General features: G+C 58.0%; 14 protein-coding genes and 1 tRNA gene. 5 read left to right on the forward strand and 10 right to left on the reverse strand.

Annotated features, from left to right (window positions below; genetic code table 11):
* The first annotated feature begins 49 nt into the window (after window positions 1–49).
* A complete protein-coding gene (locus ACF8YQ_RS02215; protein ID WP_011784170.1) occupies window positions 50–436 on the forward strand; it encodes a RidA family protein in 387 nt (128 codons plus the stop codon).
* A gap of 3 nt (window positions 437–439) precedes the next feature.
* Here ACF8YQ_RS02215 and ACF8YQ_RS02220 read toward each other — a convergent pair whose 3' ends face one another.
* Window positions 440–1,306 (reverse strand): NAD-dependent epimerase/dehydratase family protein, encoded by an 867-nt coding sequence (locus tag ACF8YQ_RS02220; protein ID WP_396622485.1) that lies wholly within the window; start codon window positions 1,304–1,306, stop codon window positions 440–442.
* 76 nt (window positions 1,307–1,382) lie between these two features.
* On the opposite strand from ACF8YQ_RS02220, the gene ACF8YQ_RS02225 reads away from it, so the two are divergent.
* The 3 genes from ACF8YQ_RS02225 to ACF8YQ_RS02235 all read left to right on the forward strand — a co-directional run bounded on the left by ACF8YQ_RS02225 (window position 1,383) and on the right by ACF8YQ_RS02235 (window position 5,912).
* Complete coding sequence (locus ACF8YQ_RS02225) at window positions 1,383–2,342, forward strand: hydrogen peroxide-inducible genes activator (protein WP_011784172.1); 960 nt, start codon at window positions 1,383–1,385, stop codon at window positions 2,340–2,342.
* Window positions 2,343–2,349: 7 nt separating this feature from the next.
* On the forward strand, window positions 2,350–4,425 hold the full coding sequence (gene recG / locus ACF8YQ_RS02230) for an ATP-dependent DNA helicase RecG (RefSeq protein WP_396622486.1): 2,076 nt from the start codon (window positions 2,350–2,352) through the stop codon (window positions 4,423–4,425).
* A gap of 116 nt (window positions 4,426–4,541) precedes the next feature.
* A complete protein-coding gene (locus ACF8YQ_RS02235) occupies window positions 4,542–5,912 on the forward strand; it encodes an HDOD domain-containing protein (RefSeq protein ID WP_396622487.1) in 1,371 nt (456 codons plus the stop codon).
* A gap of 276 nt (window positions 5,913–6,188) precedes the next feature.
* Here ACF8YQ_RS02235 and ACF8YQ_RS02240 read toward each other — a convergent pair whose 3' ends face one another.
* The 9 genes from ACF8YQ_RS02240 to rpsU form a co-directional block, all read right to left on the reverse strand.
* A complete protein-coding gene (locus tag ACF8YQ_RS02240) occupies window positions 6,189–6,647 on the reverse strand; it encodes a DUF2489 domain-containing protein (RefSeq protein ID WP_141068045.1) in 459 nt (152 codons plus the stop codon).
* A 34-nt stretch (window positions 6,648–6,681) separates the two neighbouring features.
* On the reverse strand, window positions 6,682–8,976 hold the full coding sequence (locus ACF8YQ_RS02245) for a molybdopterin-dependent oxidoreductase (protein WP_396622488.1): 2,295 nt from the start codon (window positions 8,974–8,976) through the stop codon (window positions 6,682–6,684).
* A 164-nt stretch (window positions 8,977–9,140) separates the two neighbouring features.
* Entirely contained in the window at window positions 9,141–12,437 is a 3,297-nt protein-coding gene (locus tag ACF8YQ_RS02250; protein ID WP_396622489.1) for an Ig-like domain-containing protein, read from the reverse strand.
* A gap of 11 nt (window positions 12,438–12,448) precedes the next feature.
* A complete protein-coding gene (gene aupA, locus ACF8YQ_RS02255; RefSeq protein WP_224850861.1) occupies window positions 12,449–13,786 on the reverse strand; it encodes an alkane uptake protein AupA in 1,338 nt (445 codons plus the stop codon).
* Window positions 13,787–14,085: 299 nt separating this feature from the next.
* Window positions 14,086–14,640, reverse strand: a complete 555-nt coding sequence (locus ACF8YQ_RS02260) for a PEP-CTERM sorting domain-containing protein (protein ID WP_222180286.1) — start codon at window positions 14,638–14,640, stop codon at window positions 14,086–14,088.
* Between the two features lie 183 nt (window positions 14,641–14,823).
* Window positions 14,824–14,900: transfer RNA gene (locus ACF8YQ_RS02265), tRNA-Ile, on the reverse strand.
* 60 nt (window positions 14,901–14,960) lie between these two features.
* Window positions 14,961–16,817 (reverse strand): RNA polymerase sigma factor RpoD, encoded by a 1,857-nt coding sequence (gene rpoD / locus ACF8YQ_RS02270; protein ID WP_396622490.1) that lies wholly within the window; start codon window positions 16,815–16,817, stop codon window positions 14,961–14,963.
* A 118-nt stretch (window positions 16,818–16,935) separates the two neighbouring features.
* Entirely contained in the window at window positions 16,936–18,687 is a 1,752-nt protein-coding gene (gene dnaG / locus ACF8YQ_RS02275) for a DNA primase (protein WP_396622491.1), read from the reverse strand.
* 154 nt (window positions 18,688–18,841) lie between these two features.
* Window positions 18,842–19,057: a 30S ribosomal protein S21 gene (rpsU, locus tag ACF8YQ_RS02280; protein ID WP_007153483.1), complete on the reverse strand. Its 216-nt coding sequence runs from the start codon at window positions 19,055–19,057 to the stop codon at window positions 18,842–18,844.
* A gap of 233 nt (window positions 19,058–19,290) precedes the next feature.
* Between rpsU and tsaD the strand changes: the two genes are divergently transcribed.
* Window positions 19,291–20,346: a tRNA (adenosine(37)-N6)-threonylcarbamoyltransferase complex transferase subunit TsaD gene (tsaD, locus tag ACF8YQ_RS02285; protein ID WP_396622492.1), complete on the forward strand. Its 1,056-nt coding sequence runs from the start codon at window positions 19,291–19,293 to the stop codon at window positions 20,344–20,346.
* The last annotated feature ends 8 nt before the right edge of the window (window positions 20,347–20,354 follow it).

Consider the following 20,354-nt stretch of genomic DNA (forward strand, 5'->3'; position numbering starts at 1 on the left):
ACGCCCAAAGGTGACGATTGGCGTTTTGGAAAAGAGGAAATTGCAGGTCATGACCAACAAATCTGTTATCCAGACCGAAAACGCCCCTCAGGCGATTGGTACCTACTCTCAGGCTGTTAAAGCCGGGGACACCGTGTATCTGTCTGGCCAGATTCCGCTGGACCCGGAAACCATGGAAGTGGTGGCGGGCGACTTTGCCGCCAAGACCCGCCAGGTGTTCGAGAACCTGAAAGCCGTGTGTGAAGCGGCCGGTGGCGAGCTGAAGGACATCGTCAAACTGAATATCTACATGACGGACCTGGCCAACTTCGCCACCGTTAACGAGATCATGGCGACCTATTTCCAGGAGCCGTATCCGGCACGCGCCGCCGTGGGTGTAGCCGCGCTGCCCAAAGGCGTTCCGGTGGAAATGGAAGCCGTTATGGTGCTCAGCTAAGCGTCAGAGCTTGCTGATCATCTCCCGGTACCCCGCCCGATAATCGGGGTACCGGAACTCGAAACCACTCTCCAGCAGTTTCCGATTACTGCAGCGCTTGCTGCCGGCCCGCCCGCCTTTACGGGCGCCTTCCACCGGGGCTTTGCACGGCACCTGAGCCCGCACCCAGTCAACTACCTCGTCCAGTCGAACCGGCTCGCAATCACTGGCCACGTACAATGGTTCCAGGTCATCCACCTTCAGAGCTTTTTGCGCAAGCCATGCCACGGCATTGGCGGCATCCACTTCGTGGATGCGATTGCTGAAAGGCGCGGGTGGTTGGGGGTTCATGCGGCCCTCCAGGACTTCCTCAAGAAAACGCTGACGGCTGGGGCCATAAATGCCGCTGAAGCGAACAACGGTGGCTGGATGCCCGCTGTTCAGGGCGGTACGTTCGCCCTGGAGGATTTGTTGACCAGTGAACCGGTCCGGATCGGCAGGGCTGTTCTCATCGACCCAGCTGTCATCATTCTGTGCAAAGACGCTGGTGCTGCTGATGAAGATCAGCCGTTTGAGGGATTGCTCACCGATGACGTTGAGCAGGTTCTTGAGGCCAGTGACATAGGCTTGATGATAACCCTCTTCGTCGTAGCTGGATGGCGTCAGGCAATAGACGACGATGTCCAGGTGTTCCGGAAGCTTGCCGGCCATGGATTCCGGGCGGGTCAGATCTGCCCCGATCCCGGTCACTCCCTGAGGGACCCGATCCGGGTTGCGGCGCAGCCCGTATACGTCTCCGGCGTCCAGCAGAACCGTGGCGATATCGCCCCCGAGCTTGCCGCAGCCCGCCACCAGAATTTGTGCCTTTTGCTTGTCATCAGTCATTGCCATAGACAATTTCAATCCTTATCCTTTGGCTGATAAAGTAAGTGAAACTTCGACCTGAGTACGCCAACCGGAGCTCACCATGACCCTCACCGAGTTACGATACGTTGTTACGCTTGCCCGGGAAAGGCATTTTGGCCGCGCAGCAGAGCGCTGTCACGTTAGCCAGCCGACCCTTAGCGTAGCGGTTAAAAAGCTGGAGGATGAGCTCGGTATCCCCTTGTTCGAACGCAGCAAAAGCAGTATTCGGGTGACAGAAGTTGGCCAGCGTATCATCGAGCAGGCCCAGCGGGTTCTGGACCAGGTGGGCGTGATCAAGGATATGGCCCAGGACGGCAAAAATCAGCTCAATTCGCCATTGAAGGTCGGCGCGATTTATACCATCGGCCCCTACCTGTTCCCGCATTTATTACCGGAGCTGCGCAGAGCGGCGCCAGACATGCCCCTGTACATAGAAGAGAACTACACCGCCAGCCTGCGCCAGAAGCTGCGGCACTCAGAGTTGGATGCCATCATCATTGCCCTGCCGTTTGAAGAGCCGGAAGTAGTAACCCTGCCGCTTTACGATGAGCCGTTTGTGGTGCTCCTGCCAGCGGATCATCCGCTGACAGAGAAGGAGCAGGTGACGGCCGAAGAGATGGCGAAAGAGCAATTGTTACTGCTCGGGCCTGGCCACTGTTTCCGGGATCAGGTGCTGGAGTCATGTCCGCCCCTGGTGGATGCCATCACCAAACGGGCGGATAACGGCAGACCGGAGCTGGTGACCGAGGGCAGTTCGCTGGAAACCATCCGGCACATGGTGGCCTCCGGTCTGGGTATTACGGTACTGCCGCTGTCGGCCGCCACCGCCATAAAATACCAGGAAGATATCCTTGCCGTGCGGCCCTTTGCGGCGCCGGTTCCGTTCCGGACCGTGGCGCTGGCCTGGCGGGTAACCTTCCCCCGGCCGAAGGCCATAGACGTACTGTCGCTGGCGGCGAGCCAGTGCCGGGTGATTGAAAAAGCCAAAACCGACACACCGGCGGTTGCCGAAAGCGCCTGAGGGCCGTATGACGTCACTGGATGACATCCCGGTAACCCAGCTCAAGGGCGTCGGAAGCGCCCTGGCGGAAAAGCTTGCCAGGCTGGGTATCCATTCCATTCAGGATCTCCTGTTCCATCTTCCCTACCGTTATGAAGACCGCACCCGCGTGGTGCCTATGGGCAGCCTGCGCATTGGCGATATTGCTGTGGTGGAAGGTGAGGTCATGAAGGCCGATCTGGTGATGGGCCGCCGGCGCAGCCTGCAGGTGACGCTGCGGGATGACAGCGGTTTTCTGGTGATGCGGTTTTTTCACTTCAATGCCGCCCAGAAAAACCAGCTCTCTGAAGGCACCCGAGTGCGCTGTTTCGGCGAGGTGCGCCCGGGCCGGGCCGGCTACGAATTCTACCATCCGGAATACCAGACCAATCCTCCTGCCATGCCGCCGGCCGACCAGGCAACGCTCACGCCGGTGTATCCGCTGACCGAGGGCATTCAACAACCCCGGGTCAGGGGACTGTGCCAGCAGGCCCTGGCCTATCTTGACCGATATCCTATCAAGGATTGGCTGCCACCGGCGTTGCTGGCGGACTACCAGTTGCCTGGCATTACCGAGGCGGTTCGCCTGGTGCATTTGCCCCCGGCCGGCGCCCCGGTGCATCTGCTGGTCGAAGGAAAACACCCGGCTCAGCAGCGGCTGGTGATGGAAGAGCTGCTGGCGCATCAGCTTAGCCTGTTGCAGGTGCGGGAGCAGATTCAGGCCCGGGAGGCCTTGCCGTTACTGCCAGCGGGAGATCGGGTCGAGCGATTTCTGGAGCAGCTGCCGTTCAGCCTTACAGGTGCCCAGCGCCACGTTATGGCCGATATCCGGCAGGATCTGAGCCAGCCGGTGCCGATGCTGCGACTGGTTCAGGGAGATGTCGGCTCGGGTAAAACCGTGGTTGCCGCCTTGTCGGCCCTGCAAGCCATTGAAGCCGGCGCCCAGGTTGCCCTGATGGCACCTACCGAGATTCTGGCGGAGCAGCACTATCAGAACTTCCGCAATTGGCTGGAGCCATTGGGTGTGGAACTGGCCTGGTTGTCGGGGAAGGTGAAAGGCAAAGCCCGACAGGCAGCATTGACTGCGGTCGCCGAGGGCCGTGCGCAGATTGCCATTGGTACCCATGCCCTGTTTCAGGATGATGTGGTATTCCAGCGCCTGGCGCTGGTGATTGTCGACGAACAGCACCGGTTTGGCGTGCACCAGCGGCTGGCCCTGAGAGAAAAAGGGGTTGGCGGAACCCTGGCTCCACACCAGTTGATCATGACGGCGACCCCCATACCGCGAACCTTGGCCATGAGCGCCTACGCCGACCTGGATACCTCCGTAATTGATGAGCTGCCGCCGGGGCGCAAGCCCATCGAAACGATTGTGCTGCCCGAAAGCCGCCGGGACGACATCATTGAGCGGGTACGTAAGGCCTGCAGGGAAGGGCGGCAGGCCTATTGGGTCTGCACCCTGATCGAGGAATCCGAGGCGCTTCAGTGCCAGGCGGCGGAAGTGACCGCCCAGGAGTTGGTTGAGAGATTGCCGGACCTGTCCATTGGCCTTGTGCATGGCCGCTTGAAAGCCCAGGAAAAAGCCGCGGTAATGGAGCGTTTCAAAGACGGTGAACTGGACTTGCTGGTGGCCACCACGGTGATCGAGGTCGGCGTCGATGTGCCCAATGCCTCTCTGATTATTATCGAGAACCCGGAGCGGCTCGGGCTGGCGCAGTTGCACCAGTTGCGGGGCCGGGTTGGCCGCGGTGAACAAGCCAGTTTCTGTGTGCTGATGTATCACCCGCCCCTGTCCAATAATGGCAAGGCCAGGTTACAGGCGCTGCGGGACAGTCAGGATGGTTTCTTTATCGCCGAAAAGGATCTTGAGATTCGGGGGCCTGGAGAAGTGCTGGGTACTCGCCAGACTGGCTTGATGCAGTTTCGCCTGGCCGATTTTGAACGCGACAAGGGTTGGATTGAACCCATTCGTGACATGGCTCCGAGCCTGATGAGGGAGCCTCGGGTAGTCTCAGCACTTATCAGACGGTGGCTGGGTGAGAAAATTCGTTATGGCGACGTATAGTGTTGATCATGAATTTCATAACGCCTGTGCTCGTGGCCGATATTGGCCTGTTAATGTCGCGTTAATGACTGCAAAATGCATGAAAACTGATTGATAACCTTTGTCCGGAGAATGCTATGGAACTTCCTGTTGTGGTACAGCAGGCACTTGGTGATAACGCCCCCGGTGTATCGTTCCGGAGCGTAAGCCAGATTGATACCGGCCATTTGCTCCGAATGGTACTGCTCAGCGACGATCAAGGTAATCTGCAGGCCATCTGCCGTCGCAACGATATGCTCGATCTGGAAGCCCTGAACAAGCGTCTGGGGCGGGATCTGAGAATGATGCAGCGGCGCGAGCAGGTTCGGGTCCGCCAGAAAGCCGGGCTTCAGGAGTTGCCGGCGCTGCCATCACTCACCGGTTGGCCGACCGTAGTTGACCGGCGTGTGGATGAACTCGAGGCGGTCGCGCTGGAGTTGGGGGAACAGGACCTGGGCCTGATGATGCCGGGGGAAGATTTCCGCCAGTTGACGGCAAAGGCCGCCCGACACGATTTTGCGGTGGATACCGCGAAAATATCCGTCAATCTTGACAATCACGCCGCCGACCGTGACCAGCTGCATTCCGCCATCAAAAAGTTCACCGGCTTGCGTATTCAGCAGCGACTGGAGGATACGCTGGAGCTGCCGCCGTTGCCTGAGACCGCTCAGCGCATCATTCATCTGCGGGTAAACCCCAATGCGGTAATGGGGGATCTGGTCGATGTGGTGGAGAGCGACCCAAGCCTGGCAGCCCAGGTCGTGAGTTGGGCATCATCATCGTTCTACGCCGCTGCAGGGCAGGTGCGTTCCGTCCACGATGCGGTGTCCCGGGTACTGGGTTTTGATCTTGTGATGAACCTGGCCATGGGCCTGGCGCTGGGGCGTGCCCTGAAGCACCCGAAGGATCACCCGGACGGTTATGTTGATTACTGGCAGCAGGCCATCTGGCAGGCTCAGTCTGCGGGCATTCTCGCGAGTATGATGCCTCGAGGGCAGCGACCTCTGTTTGGTCTCGCCTATCTGGCCGGTTTGCTCCACAACTTCGGGCATCTGGTACTGGCGCAGGTGTTCCCTCCGCATTTCAAGCTGGTCTGCCGCTCGCTGGAGGTGAACCCGCACATTGATTCCAGTGTCATCGAGCATTACCTGCTGGGGATCACCCGGGAGCAGATTGCCGCGCAGTTGATGGAAAACTGGGGTATGCCGGACGAGGTGACACTGGCTATTCGTTACCAGAAGAATCCCGCCTATGACGGGCCTCACAATGTATATGCCCGTCTTTTGTGGCTGGGGCGGCAGTTGCTGACCGAGCGGGGTGTTGCCTTGGGCGCGGGTGAGTCTGCAACTCAGGCTGTCTATGATGAGCTGGGGCTGGACAGGGAAATGGTTGAGGAACAGTTTGATGAGCTGGTGCGGCGAAAAGACAGCATCATGGCCATGGCCGGGATGATGAGCCAGGGCGCATAAAAAAGGGCCGGCCTTTGAGGCCGGCAAGTTCACCCGCTTGTTGCAGAGTCGTCCAAACTTGTCAGGAGAAAACAACGGGGAGGCTGATCCAGTGTGGTGGGAGCGGCCTCCTGTTTTAAATTTAGACAAGCTCCGGGAAAAGGAAAGGTGACCGCATGCAGATTACAAAAATGAGCATGGTGTCAGTTTCTCTTGGGGCTCAAAGCTATTGATTTGCTTTGACATATTTTTCGCGCAGATGTGCGACCTGTAACAAAAAGTTACAAAACCGTGGCGTCAGTCAAAACGATGATGGCGGATTGCGGTAGCAGCCCGACGGATTTCATCGGAATACGCCCTTTCCACCGCAAACCGTTCTTTGTCCATTTCCCGGATGGTCGCGGAGTCGGTATTCTTCCTCGCCCGATGGGTGGGCATATGCTGAATCTTGTCGTGCACCGTCTGGAATACCTGGAAGGGGGGCTTTTCCAGTAGTTCCGGGGCCAGGTAATCCAGCAGACCCTTGAATCTCAGACAGGCCTCGGAATACTCAACCTGGTCTTCCTCTACCGCCATGGCGATAATCCGGATGCTTTCAATCATTTCGTCCCGACGCCGGGCCTGAAACTCCTCGGTTTTCTTCTGGCGCAGCCGCTGTTCGGACAGCAGCCGGGATTGGCGCCAGATATACACCAGTAACACACCGATAATAACCAGCCCGATGGCAATAAAGACCAATTGCAGCCCTCTGGGCATGGTTACACTCCTGTTTGTTCAAGAGGCCACATTATCAGGCCGGTTTCTGTTGAGGTTCGGGTTGCCAGACTCTGACATCAACCGCCTGGCCGTTCAAGACCGAGGTTCCCGAAACCGGATCTACCAAGGCATCATCCAGCAGATCGTTGATGCTGACCCCGGCGTGGGACGATGCCACTGATTGGCCGGTGCCTGATCGATGGTGACCCCAACCGTGGGGGATGGACACCACACCCGGCATAATGTCCTCGGTGATTTCCACCGGGATCACCACGTCTCGCCCCTGAACCGAAACCTCGGCATGATCTCCGGGGTTCAACGCTCGTTTGCTGGCGTCGTCCGGGTGGATAAGCAGGGTGCAGCGGCCTTTGCCTTTCACCAGACGCTGGCTGTTGTGCATCCATGAGTTGTTGCTGCGGACATGGCGGCGGCCAATCAACAGCAGGCCGCCAGCGGGCGCAGATTCAAGGGTAGCCTGCATGCGCTCCACATCCGCGAGATAGCGGCGGGGTGCCATCTGAATCAGACCATCGCGGGTGAACAGCCTTTCCGGTAACGCCGGTTGCAGGGGACCGAGGTCGATGCCATGCGGTGCGGCTTTCAGAGCAGAAAGTGATAGGCCTTTAGGTAATTCATCCCAACGTCGATTGAGTGGACTCAGCCGGGCCAGACCTTTGAGAGGGTTACGCTCCGGAAGAATGTCCATCACCAGTTCGATGGCGGTTTGGGCGAATGGGCGCACCGGGCCGGCGTCGGCACCATAGGGGCCTGTTCGCAAGAGCAGATCCAGAATAGGATCTGGTCCCAGTTTTTTGAACGCCCTCCAGCCCATTTCCGAGCGTATGGGCAGGCGCCCGCCTTTGCGCTGTTGTTCCAGTCGGTGAGCCAACTCCAGCAGAATCTGCCAGTCGTGGCGAGCGTTGGCCGACGGCGGAAACAGTGCTTCGCTGTATTTGGCCACGTTGCGTACGGCAAACTGACTGAAGATCAGATCATAGTGACTGCGCTCCAGGGCCGCCGTTGGCGGCAGAATGACATCAGCATGGCGGGTGGTCTCGTTCAGGTAGTAATCCACGGACACCATGAAATCGAGCCCCTCCAGGGCTGACTCCAGTCGCTGGCCGTTGGGGCTTGAAAGCACAGGGTTGCCGGCCACGGTCACAAAGGCACGGACCTGACCTTCGCCCGGTGTCAGCATTTCATCGGCCATGGTGCTGGCCGGATACTCTCCCGCAAATTCCGGCAGACCTCGAACCCGGCTGTGCCGCTTGCCAAAATGCCCGCGCTGCCCGGACATGGCGCCCAGTGCCACCAGGTCCACCGCCGGCTGGGTAAACAGTACGCCACCGGGTACATCCAGCTTACCGGTCAGGATATTCAGGCAGTAGGCCAGCCACGTGGTGGTGCCGCCAAACGCCTGGGTGCTGGTCCCCATTCGGGTATACAGGGCGGCCCGTGGGGTTTTGGCCAGCTGTCGCGCCAGCTGCCGGATGGCCTCAGCCTCAACGCCGGTGTGCCTGGTTACCGCTTCCGGTGAGAACGACAAGGCGGCCAGGCGCAGAAGATCCACATCTTTCACCAATCGTTCGGCGGCGCCGGCGTCCACCAGGTTTTCCTCGAACAGCGTGTGCACCATAGCCATCAGCAGGAAGGCATCGGTGCCGGGCCGGATAAAATGGAAGTCGTCCGCCAGGCGGGCGGTTTCAGTGCGCCGGGGATCAATCACCACGAGTTTCCCGCCCCGTTGACGCAGTGCTTTCAGGCGGCCCCGGATGTCCGGTACGGTCATCAGGCTGCCGTTTGAGGCCATTGGGTTGCCGCCAATACAGATAAACAGATCGGTATGGTCGATGTCCGGAATCGGAAACAGAATCTGGTGACCAAAGATCTCCAGGCTGGCCAACATGTGCGGTAGCTGGTCGTTGGAGGTGGCAGAGAAGCGATTCTGGGTGCCGATGGCCCGCAAAAACGGCATGGTGGTCATCAGGGCGCCGTGATTGTGGACATTGGGATTGCCCAGGTAGACCCCGATACTGTTCCGGCCGTAGGTTTTCCGAATTCCGTGAAGCTTCTCGGCAACCAGGTCAAAGGCGTCCTCCCAGGATAGCTCTTCCCAGCCCTGGGCTGTTTTGCGTATCGGCCTCTTCAGGCGCTCCGGGTCTTCATGCAGATCTTGAAGTGCGACCGCTTTGGGACAGATGTGGCCCTGGCTCAGAGGATCCTGGTCGTCGCCCTTGATACTGGTGATCTTGCCGTTGTTGACCTCAATGGCAACGCCACACATGGCTTCGCAGAGGTGGCATGTGCGGTAGTGGACACCGTTTTCCATGCAGGCTCTCCCGGAATTCTTGTTGTTGGGTTTCATATTGCAACCAGATTATCAGGAAAACGACCCGGAATGAAAAACCGATTGCGATTGTGGCCCCAAAAGGCCAACAAAAAAGGCCAGTCCGGAGACTGGCCTGAGGAGGGTAGACCTGAGTAACCCGTGTTCTATTCGTACTGAGCCGGTAGGTCTTTGACCGGGTTGGAGATGAAGTTGAGGTAGGTGCCACCGACTGGAATTTCCAGAGGTAACCTTATGGTCACTAGACCGATATCCTCAATGCCTGCGGTGTTGGCCGTAACCAGGAGCTCATCCGCATTACCAACAAAATTCACATTACGTTGCTCGATCTGCATACGCCCGTCATCAAAGAAGGTGATGTCTCCTCTGAGGTCGAGAGTGAATGGCCGCCCATAGAGATCATGGGTGCCGCCCAGTGGAATGACCATGTCTGGAGCGTCCAGCAGCAGGTCTGCCTTGGTGATGAACACTGGCTGTCCATTTTCGCCTTCAGCGATCACCCCGGGAATGAGTGAGTTGCGCGCGCAGTTGCTGCCGGTGCACGAAGGGTCATCTTTCGCGTAACGCATCCTGAGAACCTGGGTGTTTGTCACTGTCTCTTCCTGCAGCGGGATGAGTTTTATCAATTTAATCTTGGTGAAAACGCTGATGGAGCTGGTTGCGAGCAGTGTTGGATAAAGATCCACAAGAATGCCCTCGATCTCATCACCCTCAACGGTTGGGTCAGGATCATAGGTGCCGGGGCCTTTTACCTCGGTGTTCAGGGCGTAGGTCTGGTAAATGAATTTGCTGCGAGGGCAGGCGATCTCTTCGCCAGCGTCACAACCGACCTGCGCCGGTACACTACCACCGGCAAGAGCGCTGGCTTGAGCTGTTTGATTGCGAACGGCCAGCTTGGTTGCGTTGGCAGAGGGGGCCCACCCCTCCGCATCACTGCCTTCATGGGCAAACGGCTCGAGGCAGTCGTCGGTATTCTCAAATGCCCGGTTACCCTTGCTGCTGTCATAGGGATTGCAGTCAATCAGGAAGTTCGAGTTGGTATCGCGAATGGGAAGGTTCCTCAGCGGTGTGAATACCGTCGAGACCGCTTCTGTGGCAGTAAAATAGATCACCAGCGGATCATTTCCACCATCCGGGTCGTTCAGGCCCTCGAGCAGATCCGTTTTCAGAGCCAGGCCATCGGTGTCGCAGATTGCGCTGTAGCTCCCGGCCGAGCAGGCGCCCGAGCTCTCTGAGGATGCCAGGGTATAACGATAGTGAGCACCGGGTTCCCAGGGTTGATCCGGAAAGAACCGCACCCGCTGAGTGTTTTTCTCTAGCCGTCCGGGCACGCTCTCGACAACGCTCACAGTTCCCGCGCCGATACCGGCCTGTGTCACTTTCTCAACGGTGAAGGTCTGGCCGAGAATAAAGGAGTCTATATCCATCGATTTTGAGAAAACCACGGTAATGGGCCGATCCGCCGGCATTTCACTTACCGGCATGGTGTCGACTGTCGCTTCCCGTCCTCCGTTGTAGGCGTCGCCCCTTACGTCATAGCACTGGCCAAGCACACCATTGGCAAGGTCCAGTGCACTGTGATTCGTTTCGCAGGGGAAACCGGGATAGGTAGTAAGTGCCAGTGGCGGGCGAACCTCAACGTTGTTGCCTTCGATGGGATCCAGTGAGAAGGTCAGCGTATCCAGGGCGACGACATTCCCGGCCAGATCGGAGACGCCGTTGACGCTCACATCATAGGTTTTGCCATGCTCCAGACCGCCGGCTTTGTTCAGGGTTACCGTGGTGCCGTCGATAGCATGCTGAACGTCAATCGCGGTGCCGTTTTCCGACACCGTGATGCCAGTTTCGATTGATTTCGGATCAAGCGGCTCATCAAAGAACAGAATAATCGGGTCGCCCGGGCGCTGCATGGACTGACGGGTTGGCGGAACGGCGTTCTCCGGGCCGGGCATCCAGCTCACCAGGCTGGGTGGTGTGGCATCCAGTTCCCGCAGGTTTTCGGCATCGAGAACCGAGTCGGCATCGGTTGCGGCCTGCAGGTGGAAGGCAATAGTGGAATCGGTGTATTCCTGGCCCAGCAGGTTTGGTTCCACCATGCCGATGGCATCGATGGTCAGAACGCCGTCCTGAACCAGGGCGATACCGCGCAGCTCAACCCCCATCAGATCCTGGGACAGCGCGGCATTCGGCTGCGCTGCCTCCGTGTTCATGGAAACGTCCATGAACAGGGTGATATGGCGCGGGGCATTGATATCGTCGGTGTACTGGTTCGGGCTCATGTAACCGGAGGCATCCGAGAGCATGGTCACTTTGATGGTACCGGTTTGCTGGTCTTCGCCGGTCGCGGCATCCAGAACCTGCACCTTGCCACCCACCAGTACGTTCAGGCTGGTGCTTTCCAGCACGCTGCCTTTGGGAATGCGCAGGGGCAGTGCTTCATCAGCGTCAAACGCCGGGGCGTAGGCGAGCTCGGCAAACAGGTCCCCGGTTTGTTGAGAGGGGCCGGCTTCGCCCTGGAGTACCGAGTTGAGCGTTACGGCATTGAGGGCCTGGCCGTTAAGCACAGAGATCAGCCCTCCGTTACCGGAATCTACGGCAGTTTGTTGCAACACAACCGTTGGCCCGGTGTCTCTCGGGGTAAAGGTGAATTCTCCGGTGAAGCGGTTCTCCTCACTGCTGTCCGTCAGGCTGGCGAGGTTGGTCAGCTGCAGGGTGTAGGTTTCACCAGCATTGAGAATATCCTGCTTGCTGCCGCACTGCGTCGGTTCGGGGGTCACGCAGGGGTCGACCGTAATGCGGTTGCCTTTGACGAGTACAGTGGCCGGAACTTCTTCACCACTGGCGCCCAGCAGCTGAATGCTGCCGCCGAGTGATTGCCATTCAGGATGGACCGGTTGCGTCATGGCAAACCGGAAGGTCGAAAAATTCATGGCCTGGAATGGGCTGTCGCTGGCGGGTACTTGCCAGGCAATGTCGAAAGTGTCTGCGGTGTTGGCCAGCCCCGCGAGACCCACATAGGCGCCACGGGTTGCGAACTGGATGCCGTCATCACCTGTCGCGTTCGGAGTAGTGATTTGCCGGCCGCCCTCGGCGGCCAGCGGCTCCTGGAAGGTTACGGTGAATTCTTCGCCGGTCGCAAGCGGGTTAGCAGGCTCAAGCTTCAGACTTTTGCCATTATCGATCAAGGTCACGGTAAATGGCTGGGGCTGGTCGTTACTCTGCAGGGTGATCTTGTTCTGCAGGGTTGCTTCATCATCGGTAATCGCATGAGAGAAGCGCAGCACGATGTCGGCTTTCGGGCTGATATCAGCCTGCCCATCCATCGGGAAGGAATAGACCATCGAGCCGGGTCTGGGTTTTTCGTCAATGGACTGTTTGTCGCCACCGCCGCAGGCGGCCAGCAAAATGGCCGGAATCAGTGCCAGGGTCTTGTTGTACTTCATGGCAAGCCTCCTCAGAACTTCAGGGTGATGGATCCGCTGAATACGTGGATATCACCATCGGCAGTGACACTGGTTTCGTCACCGTCGTAGTCAACTAGGGTGAAGTCGCGCTCCTGCAGTTGCTGGTACTGATAGCCCAGGTCGAGCCGCACCGGGTAGGCGAGCAGGCGGGTGCGGTCGTAAGTGGCACTGATACCAAGGCCAACCACCAGTTTGTCGGTATCCAGGTAGTTGAGCTCCGGATTACGGGTGGTTTTGAGGGGAGACTCTTCGTAGGCAACACCGCCACGAATGGCAAAGTTCTTGTTCAACTGATATTCGGCGCCGAGGCGAGGAATCAGGATGTCGTCGAAACCGATCCGGTTTCCGGAGGCCACGGAACCCTGATCCTTGATGGAGTCGCCGCTGAATTCGTCTTCCAGTTCCGACCAGTTCTGTTGTTCGATACTACCGCCAATGCGCCAGCCGTCACCCGAGTATTGGGTGCCGATGGCGATTGTTTCAGGCTGGAATGAGTCGATGGTCGTCACAGCCAGGCTGAGCCCGGGATCCGGGATGGTCTGGGTCACGATGATGTTGGAGTCGACTGTGGTTGAGGCCGATGACTTCGTCCGGTAGGTCAGCGCCGTTTCCCATCCGTTCAGGAAACAGTCAGATTCAGGACAAAATGTGCTGCCCAGATCGATGTTCGTGCCCAGAATCGTCTTCAGAGAAGGCTCGGCATTGACCGCAAGGCGCTCACGGCTGGTTTCGCCGCCCAGCGTCGAGACGGCATCAAGATTAGCGGTCGCTTCGAGCGTTACCCGAACCGAAGCACCGGCGGAAATACCGCGCCAGATCGGGGTTGCACCACCGATGTTAAGGAACAAAGGTTCTTTCCCGTATTGCAGGAACTGTCCGCTCTCGCTGGTTTCAGAGCTGAAAGCCAGCATCTCCTTACCGTACTTTTCCACGCCCGCAATAAACCCGAGATAGATGGGGTGCCCGAACCGGGTGAGCGACCCAAGGTTGGTCTTCATGCCGATCAAAACGTGTTGGCTCGGGGAGTCGGAGACAATGTCCCCGCTGGCGTTGGGATTATCGGAGCGCAGCTCCTGTTCAGAATGAAGGATACCCGCCGTAAGCTCGCCACGAGGATCTTTCGTCAGTGCTGCCGGATTGTAGTAGGTGGCAGAAACCTGCTCATTGAACATCGAAAGGGACTGGGCGGTGGCCACATCGACCGGCATTACACCATAACTGGTGCCCAGGTTGCCCATACTGGCACTGGTGGGCATGGACAGGGAGGCGGAAACTGCTGCAACGGCAAGGGATACCGCCCGTACTGAGAATCGGGGGGAAAGAACCATGTATACACTCCGTTCACTCATTGTTTTTGTGCTCAGTCCCGAGGGATTCCTTTCAGGACTGGTACGCTTGTTCAGGTTTTAGTGTATGAGGCTTGTCAGATCGGGACGTTGGCATTTTTGACACGACAGGGTGTCGGTAGAACCACGTACCTCAAGAATTGTCTAAAACGGCTGAAAACTCATGAGCTTAAAAGGTGGGCTTCTGTGTATTTCTGTTACTTAATGTTTGCGGTTTTGTGAACGGGCACAAAAAAAGCTCCCCAAGGGGAGCTTTAGTGGCATGTAAAAAATATCGACACTCAGGCGGTTTTTTGTAACTTTCTTCTGATTGTGAGCATGCCCAGAATGCCAAGTCCCAGCAGGCCCAGTGTTCCTGGCTCAGGAACCTGTACAGGAACGGACTTGCCAAAGATCGCTACATGAGAAATGGCGCCTCTGTTCGGATAAAAGCCCTGAAGATCCAGTACGTCCTGGCCATTCCAGCTGCCGATGTTGAACAGGTATTGTGGCTCGTTGCCGTCTTTGACAACCAGATAGCACTCAGGGCACACAATGTAGTCCGGGCCATCCCAGCTGATCACCGCGTTGTTAGGGTCTCCGGTGAAACTGGTGGAGTAGAAGGATTGGTAGGAGCCTTCTTCCGGGCCTTCGTAGTTGGACTTGTAAAGCAAAGTGAGGTCGGACGTTCCAAAAAGGGCTGCAACGTCACCGGCGTCAAGCGCTGGATTTGGGGGGCCTACGTCGACAGTTTTGTCGGCGTCTGCGGGGCCAAGGATCAGGGCCATAGCCCCAGCAGACCAGGTTAATGCCAGAGCCGCAATAACGTGTGTTATCTGCTTTGTAATCTGTTTCATTTTTCACCTTCTCTCAGGGCAAGCCCTGAACGCAATGCGGCGAAGCCGCGATCTGTACTTACGTCTGACTTTCAGCACAGTGCGTGCCAATAGGATTATTTGACGTTAAAACAGGGGGTTGGGCAGTGTTTAAGAGAAGGTTGGAGGCGTATGTGTAAATAAGTTGGACAGGAGTTTGGGAGATGGTGGGCCCAGCTGGACTCGAACCAGCGACCAAGGGATTATGAGTCCCCTGCTCTAACCAACTGAGCTATAGGCCCGGAAAAGAAAACGGGCGCCATTATACCCACGAGGGGTGGCGCCCGCTACTGTCTTGGGGATTAACCGTTGCCCTGGTCGTCAATGAAGCCGCGCAGGTGATCGGAGCGGGAAGGGTGCCGCAGTTTGCGCAGGGCCTTGGCTTCGATCTGACGGATACGCTCCCGCGTAACGTCGAACTGCTTGCCGACTTCTTCCAGAGTGTGGTCGGTGTTCATCTCGATACCAAAGCGCATGCGCAGTACTTTGGATTCCCGAGCGGTCAGGCCGGCCAGCACGGAGCGGGTGGCTTCGCGCAGGCCTTCAGCGGTGGCAGAATCCACTGGCGACAGAGCCTGGATATCTTCGATGAAATCGCCCAGATGGCTGTCTTCGTCGTCACCAATGGGTGTTTCCATGGAGATCGGCTCTTTGGCGATCTTCAGCACCTTGCGGATTTTGTCTTCCGGCATGTCCATGCGCTCGCCCAGCTCTTCCGGCGTGGGTTCGCGACCCATCTCCTGCAGCATCTGGCGGGAGATGCGGTTGAGCTTGTTGATCGTCTCGATCATGTGCACCGGAATCCGGATCGTGCGAGCCTGATCCGCGATGGAGCGGGTGATGGCCTGGCGAATCCACCAGGTAGCGTAGGTGGAGAACTTGTAGCCACGACGGTACTCGAACTTGTCCACCGCCTTCATCAGGCCGATGTTGCCTTCCTGGATCAGATCCAGGAACTGCAGGCCGCGGTTGGTGTATTTCTTGGCGATGGAAATAACCAGACGCAGGTTGGCCTCAACCATTTCCTTTTTGGCGCGGCGGGCTTTCGCCTCACCGATAGACACTCGGCGGTTGATTTCCTTGATGTCGGCTACGTCCAGGTCTACTTCGGTCTGAACGTTCTGGATGCGCTTCTGCAGGCGAACGATTTCGTCCACACGCTCACCGATAGCGGCCGCATAGGGCTTTTTGGTGGCGGCAATTTCGCCGGCCCACTTAAGATCAGTTTCGTTGCCCGGGAACCATTTGATGAAGTCTTTGCGCGGCATTTTGCAGTCGCGTACACAGATCTGCATGATGGCGCGCTCATTCTCGCGGACCAGGTCGTTGGTTGAACGAACGACGTTCACCAGCTCGTCAAACGCCTTGTTGGCCAGCTTGAACGGGGCGAAAACCTGGCCCAGTTCGTTCAGGGCTTCCTGGGTTTTCTTGTGCCCACGGCCGTGTTTGGCCAAGGCCTTCTCGGCAGCGTCCAGCTTCTCTTTCAGCAGCTCGAAGCGCAGCCGGGTTTCTTCCGGATCTGGCCCGTTGTCGTTGTCGTCTTCGCTGGAGGTGTCGTCATCGTCGTCATCGCTGCTGGTATCGCGGTCATCAGCAGAGGTGTCTTCGGTGCTGGTGTCTTCGCCCATGAACGGCTCGGCGTCGTCCGGGTCGAGGAAGCCGGTGACGATGTCGCTGATGCGACCTTCATTCTCGATGATGCGGTCGTAGGCCTGAATCACGGTGCCGGCGGTGCCCGGGAAATGTGCTACAGCGGCCATGACATCGCGAATGCCTTCCTCGATGCGCTTGGCGATGACAATTTCGCCTTCGCGGGTCAGCAGCTCAACGGTGCCCATCTCGCGCATGTACATGCGCACCGGATCGGTGGTGCGGCCAGCGTCGGTCTCAACGGCGGCAAGAGCAGCAGCGGCTTCGGCGGCAGCAGCTTCGTCGGCAGTGGAGTCACCTTCGGTCATCAGCAGGGTATCCGCGTCTGGTGTCTCTTCGCACACCTGGATACCCATGTCGTTGATCATCCGGATAATGTCTTCAACCTGATCCGGATCTGCGATATCTTCCGGGAGGTGATCGTTTACCTCGGCGTAAGTCAGGTAACCTTGTTCCTTGCCTCGTGCGATGAGGTCTTTCAAACGTGATTTCTGCGAATTGCCTGACATAGACACCCTGTGAACTCGCTTTTAAAAAGGAAAAAAGTTAAACAGCCATTATAGCTGTCGCTCGGTTGCGCTGCCACCGAATGGTTAGATGGTGATCAGGGCAACAGGTTTCAAGTCCTCAGCTTTCAGCCTTCGGATTTAACGTACCGGCGCTGAGCGTTCGCAGCTCCTCCCGTTCTTCCGGGGAAAGCTGTGCCAGGTTCCGGAGCAGGGTTGCCAGCCTCTGCTGGCGCGCGGCCTCTTCATTCGGGCTTAACAGCTCTCTGGCAGCCGCCAGTGTGCTTTCCCGGGCCGGTATGTGCTCCAGTTCGTCAAACAGGTTGTAAAACCTGTCCCTGGCCTGTTTGTTCGTGGCCAGCCCCGCGACCAGTGTCTTGCGGGTCTGAATTTTTTCTTCCAGTAACCAGCGGGCAAAACGCCCCGCGCGTTCAAGCTGCCGGGTGCTGTCTGCCAGAGCTTTCACTTCGGTTGCCAGTTCCGGTGCTTCCAGCAAGGCCAGGCACAAGGTGCTGTCTTTGCTGAGTTTTACGTCAATCCGCTCTTCCGTGGGCCGGCTTTGGGCTTCACCGCGCCAGCCTCGTGCCTTGTAATTCTGGCCCTGCTGGCGGTTCTGCCACTGGTTGCGGCCGCCGCAAAGGCGCAGCATTTCGTGCCACATGGCGTCCCGCAACGTGCTGCGGGGCATCTTGTTCAGCAAGGGCTCAACTCGTGCCCGAAGTTCGCCTCGGTGTTCGGGCAACTGCAGATCAAGGCCCTCGCTCTGCCGATCAAACAGATAGCGTGAGAAGGGTGTGGCGCCCTCAATACGCTTCTGAAATGCGTCCGGCCCTTCTTTGCGCACCAGTGTGTCCGGGTCTTCGCCTTCTGGCAGCATGAGAAACTGCAGGTGCAGCCCGTCTGCCATCAGCTCCAGGGCGTTCTCCATGGCCCTGTCCGCTGCCCGAAAACCTGCTTGGTCGCCGTCAAAACAGAACACGATATGCCGAACGTGCCGAAGCAGTGCGGTCAGGCTGTCCTGGTTGGTGGCCGTCCCCAGAGTCGCCACCGCGTAATGGATGCCGTGCTGGGCCAGCGCAATCACATCCATGTAGCCTTCGACCACCAGCAACTTGTCCAGTTGTCGAATGGCTTGCCGGGCCTCGAACAGGCCGTAGATTTCCCGGCTCTTGTGGAAAACGTCCGATTCCGGCGAGTTAATGTACTTGGCCTTGTCGTCGCCCAGCGTGCGCCCGCCGAAGGCGATGGTTTTGCCTCGGGTGTTCCGGATGGGAAACATAACCCGGTTGCGGAACAGATCCCTGGGGCGGCCGTACTGGTCCGACACCGTGCGGGTCTCAATCAGTGGTGCTTTAAGATCCTTCGGGGCGGCGTCGTAAAGTGCCGTGCCGGTGCCCGGTGCAAAACCAATCTGATACTGCTGGATAATGTTTTCATCCAGTCCCCGCTGCTTCAGGTAGTCCCGGGCATAACCGCCTTGCTGACTGGTCAGTGCTGAGTGATAGAACCGGTTGGCAAACTCCAGGGCATCGGTCAGTGTCCGCGCCTGTTGCATTTCCTGTTTGGCAGCTCGGTCGTACGGCACTTCCAGCCCGGCACGCTTGGCCAGTTCTTCTACCGCTTCGGTAAAACCCAGGCCCTCAAATTCGCGAACAAAGCTGATGGCATCGCCATGGGCTCCACAGCCAAAGCAGTGATAGAAGCCTTTGTCCGGTCGAACGTTAAATGATGGCGTCTTCTCGTCGTGAAACGGACAGCAGGCCTTGTAGTTGGCTCCGGCTTTTTTCAGCGTGATGCGCGAACCGATCAGCTCCGCCAGATCAATGCGATCCAGCAGGTCTTCAACAAAGCGTTGAGGGATCAATCCGCTCATGGTGGCTCCACTTCAGCCGGGGTGCCGGGTGCGAAGGCATTTTCGCCATAGCCAAAAATGCCGCCGAAGCCAGGCCTCGGCGGCATTTTCAGCTTGCCGGGTGGGGCGAAACGCCGTTCCGGCAATCAGTTGTGCAGTCGATGCGCGCCTGAACTCAGTACAGACGCTCGAACTTGCGCTGTTCCCGCTGAAGCTTCTTGAGATGACGCTTAACGGCAGCAGCTGCTTTACGCTTACGAACAGCGGTCGGCTTCTCGTAGTGCTCACGACGACGTACTTCAGACAGTACACCGGCCTTCTCGCAGGAACGCTTGAAGCGACGCAGTGCTACGTCAAACGGCTCATTCTCTTTCACTTTAACAGCTGGCATTCGAAAATCACCTACCTGATAGATTCGGTTTCAATTTGTTCCGTCGGCCAGTGCCGTACGGGCTCGATCCCTGGTCAGATTGGCTAAAACTCGACCAGTGCTAATTTAGGGCGGCAATGATAGCCGCTGGGCTGGCCAAGGTCAATCACTGTTCAACGAAACTGCCGGAAGCTTTCGGGTTTCTGCTAAAATGCCGCCCACGTACCCGACACCCCTTGGATATAGTGCCCATTATGCTGATTCTTGGTATTGAAACCTCCTGCGATGAGACCGGTGTAGCCCTGTTTGACGCTCGGCAGGGGCTGCTGGCCCATGCCCTTTACAGTCAAATCGGTATGCACGCCGATTATGGAGGCGTGGTGCCTGAGCTGGCCTCCCGGGATCATGTTCGCAAGCTGCTTCCTTTATGCGATGAGGTACTGGCTCAAGCCGGTAAAGCCCGTTCCGATATCGAAGGTATCGCCTATACCGCCGGGCCGGGGTTAGTGGGTGCCCTGATGGTGGGCGGCTCGGTGGCGCATGCCTTGGGGTTTGCACTGGGGATTCCGGTGTTGGGAGTGCATCACATGGAAGGTCACCTGCTGGCGCCCATGCTGGAGGACAATCCGCCGGCGTTCCCGTTTGTCGCGCTGCTGGTGTCCGGTGGCCATACCCAGTTAGTGCGGGTGGATGGCATTGGTGAGTACCAGATGCTGGGTGAATCGGTGGATGATGCCGCCGGCGAGGCGTTCGATAAAACTGCGAAAATGCTGGGGCTGGATTATCCGGGTGGCCCCCGGGTAGCTGCCCTTGCGGAAAAGGGTCGAGAGGGGCAGTACCGTTTTCCCCGCCCGATGACCGATCGTCCCGGCCTGGATTTTTCCTTCAGTGGTCTGAAAACCTATACCCTGAATACCGTTAACGACGCTAAAGATAAAGGCACGCTGGATGAGCAGGTAAAAGCAGACATTGCTCGGGCGTTCGAAGCTGCAGTAGTTGATACCCTGGTCATCAAATGTCGCAGAGCCCTGGAGCAAACCGGGTGTAAGCGGTTGGTCATTGCCGGCGGAGTCAGCGCCAACAAGCGATTGCGGGCGGCACTGGAGACCATGGCAGAAAAGCTGCGTGGTTCGGTGTTCTACGCTCGTCCGGAGTTCTGCACCGACAACGGTGCCATGATTGCCTATGCCGGTGCGCAGCGGCTAAAGGCCGGTCAGCAGGATGGCGAGCGGATTGTGGCGGTACCCCGCTGGCCGATGAATACCCTGCCGCCGGTGGCGGAACCTCGTCACAACGGCCTTGTGGACTAGCCGGGCAG

The sequence above is a fragment of the Marinobacter sp. W-8 genome, from assembly GCF_044342215.1.
GTDB lineage: Bacteria > Pseudomonadota > Gammaproteobacteria > Pseudomonadales > Oleiphilaceae > Marinobacter > Marinobacter nauticus.